Raw genomic sequence first — 1,847 nt, 5'->3', positions numbered from 1 at the left:
GCGCTCGTCGCCGAACACGCGGATCTTGATCAGTTGGTGCGCGTCGAGGTGCACCTTGATTTCCTTCAGCACGGCGTCGGTCAGCCCTTCGGCGCCGATCAGCACGACGGGCTTGAGCGCATGGGCCTGGGAGCGCAGCGCGGAGCGCTCGGCGGGAGAAAGCGAAAGGGCGGGCATGGAAATGTCGAAATCTAAATAAGGGCGCGCTGACTGAAAAGCGATCGCGGGACGTTCCCGCGTCAGCCGTGCGCCGAAACCACGTAAAATCGCGGCTTGGGCCTGAAAAGGGGCCGCAGCCGCGCGAAGAAGACGCGTATTATCCGCTAAAAGCGCGGCTTCACGAAGCAATTGGCAGCAATCTCTCTCTCGAATGGCAAAAAACCGCTTCAACCAGCACTGGCTGCACGACCACATCAACGACCCGTACGTCAAAATGGCGCAGCGGGAGGGCTATCGCGCGCGCGCCGCGTACAAGCTTAAGGAAATCGACGAGCAGGACAAGCTGATCCGTCCCGGCCAGGTGATCGTCGATCTCGGCGCCACGCCGGGCAGCTGGAGCCAGTATGCCCGCAACAAGCTCGCGCAGGGCAAGAAGCGTGACGCGGAGCGCGAAGGCGGCATCGACGGCACGATCGTTGCGCTCGACATCCTGCCGATGGAGCCGATCGCCGACGTCCACTTCCTGCAGGGCGACTTCCGCGAGGACGACGTCCTCCACCAGCTCGAAGAAGTGCTCGAAGGCCGCGCGGTGGACCTTGTTATTTCCGACATGGCCCCCAACCTCTCCGGCGTGGCCTCGGCGGACGCGGCGCGCATCGAGCATCTCTGCGATCTGGCGCTCGAATTCGCGCAGAACCATCTGAAGCCGGACGGTGCGCTGCTCGTGAAGTGCTTTCACGGCAGTGGCTACAGCCAGATCGTCGAGAAGTTCAAACAGCAGTTTAAGGTTGTCGCGCCGCGCAAGCCCAAGGCATCCCGCGACAAATCGTCCGAAACGTTCATTTTGGGTCGGCAGCTGAAGCATCCGCGCTGATGCGGAGTGCGGTGCCGCAAACGGGCTCCGGCCCTTGCCAGACAAGCGAAGCGCTATCGCGGCGGTTGTCAATGCTTATGGCGGGGGTGGTCGGACTGGATTAGAATGACCGAGGGGCGCCGCAAGGAAAATGTAGGCGCTCGTCTACGAGTGAAGGAGTGGTGCTTTGAACAACAATATGTTTTCGAAGGCAGCGGTGTGGCTGGTGATCGCACTGGTGCTGTTTACGGTGTTCAAGCAGTTCGACAAGCCCCGCGTCCAGGAAGGCGTGTCCTATTCGCAGTTCATGGACGACGCCAAGAACGGCAAGGTCAAGAACGTCATCGTTCAGGGGCGCAACCTCACCGTCACTCCGGCTGATGGCCAGAAATACCAGATCGTGTCGCCCGGCGACATCTGGATGGTCGGCGATCTGATGAAGTACGGCGTGCAGGTCAGCGGCAAGGCCGACGACGAGCCGAACGCGCTGATGTCCGCGCTGTACTATCTCGGGCCGACGATCCTGATCATCGTGTTCTGGTTCTACATGATGAGGCAGATGCAGGGAGGCGGCAAAGGCGGCGCATTCTCGTTCGGGAAATCGCGTGCGCGGCTGATCGACGAGAACAACAACGCGGTGAACTTCTCCGACGTCGCGGGCTGCGACGAAGCGAAGGAAGAAGTGTCCGAGCTCGTCGACTTCCTGCGCGATCCGCAGAAATTCCAGAAGCTGGGCGGCCGCATTCCGCGCGGCGTGCTGCTGGTCGGCCCTCCGGGTACCGGCAAGACGCTGCTCGCCCGCGCGATCGCGGGTGAAGCGAAGGTGCCGTTCTTC

At 61.9% G+C, this 1,847-nt stretch carries 3 protein-coding genes; 2 read left to right on the top strand and 1 reads right to left on the bottom strand.

The genetic code is table 11. From position 1 onward, the window contains the following. Nucleotides 1–177, bottom strand: a 177-nt coding sequence (locus tag JMF90_RS35370) for a YhbY family RNA-binding protein (protein WP_201326189.1), incomplete at its 3' end; no start/stop codon positions are given. Nucleotides 178–370: 193 nt separating this feature from the next. Between JMF90_RS35370 and JMF90_RS35365 the strand changes: the two genes are divergently transcribed. Together JMF90_RS35365 and JMF90_RS35360 are read left to right on the top strand one after the other, a co-directional pair. Then, a complete protein-coding gene (locus tag JMF90_RS35365) occupies nucleotides 371–1,033 on the top strand; it encodes an RlmE family RNA methyltransferase (protein ID WP_006476343.1) in 663 nt (220 codons plus the stop codon). A gap of 166 nt (nucleotides 1,034–1,199) precedes the next feature. Continuing rightward, nucleotides 1,200–1,847: ATP-dependent metallopeptidase FtsH/Yme1/Tma family protein (locus JMF90_RS35360; RefSeq protein WP_201326188.1), on the top strand; the 648-nt coding region annotated here is incomplete at its 3' end.

This window comes from Burkholderia sp. E168m23 (assembly GCF_016586125.1).
GTDB classification, from domain to species: domain Bacteria; phylum Pseudomonadota; class Gammaproteobacteria; order Burkholderiales; family Burkholderiaceae; genus Burkholderia; species Burkholderia orbicola.
The sequence above is the reverse complement of the archived record's forward strand: the minus strand, read 5'-3'. Positions and strand labels throughout refer to the sequence as shown.

What these genes read in the sequence shown, in the direction of transcription:
- JMF90_RS35365 (WP_006476343.1), top strand. Translation starts at nt 371, where the DNA reads ATGGCAAAAAACCGCTTCAACCAGCACTGGCTGCACGACCACATCAAC.